This window comes from Corallococcus sp. AB030, from assembly GCF_003668965.1.
Taxonomy (GTDB): Bacteria; Myxococcota; Myxococcia; order Myxococcales; family Myxococcaceae; genus Corallococcus; species Corallococcus exiguus.
This window is the reverse complement of record NZ_RAWQ01000506.1, coordinates 1-431: the sequence shown is the minus strand read 5'-3', so window position 1 is coordinate 431 and position 431 is coordinate 1. Positions and strand designations below refer to the sequence as shown.

1 protein-coding gene is annotated in these 431 nt (G+C 68.7%); it reads right to left on the bottom strand.

From position 1 onward, the window contains the following. Positions 1–407: magnesium chelatase domain-containing protein (locus tag D7Y15_RS43825; protein ID WP_304988703.1), on the bottom strand; the 407-nt coding region annotated here is incomplete at its 3' end. Positions 408–431 lie beyond the last annotated feature (24 nt).

Below are 431 nucleotides of genomic sequence, written 5' to 3'. Positions count from 1 at the left end.
ATCAGGCCGCGCCCGCCGGCGGCAGCCGCGATGGCGGCCGGCAGGACTCCCGGCACGCGACAGAGCGATCCGTCGAGCGCCAGTTCGCCCATCGCCACGAAGCCGGCGAGGCTTTCCTTGGCGATCACGCCCATTGCCGCAAGCAGCCCCAGTGCGATCGGCAGATCGTAGTGGCTGCCTTCCTTGGCACGGTCGACGGGCGAGAGATTGACGGTGATGCGCTGCGGCGGCAGGGAAAGACCGAGCGCCCGCATCGCCGCCCGGATGCGTTCGCGGCTTTCGCCGACCGCCTTGTCGGCCAGCCCGACCATGGCGAAAGCGAGCTGCCCCGGCGCGATCATCACCTGCACATCGATCGGCAGCACGTCGATGCCCTGGAACGCCACTGTCCGAACCTTCGCCTGCATGCCGGTCTCCCATCAGAAGATGAG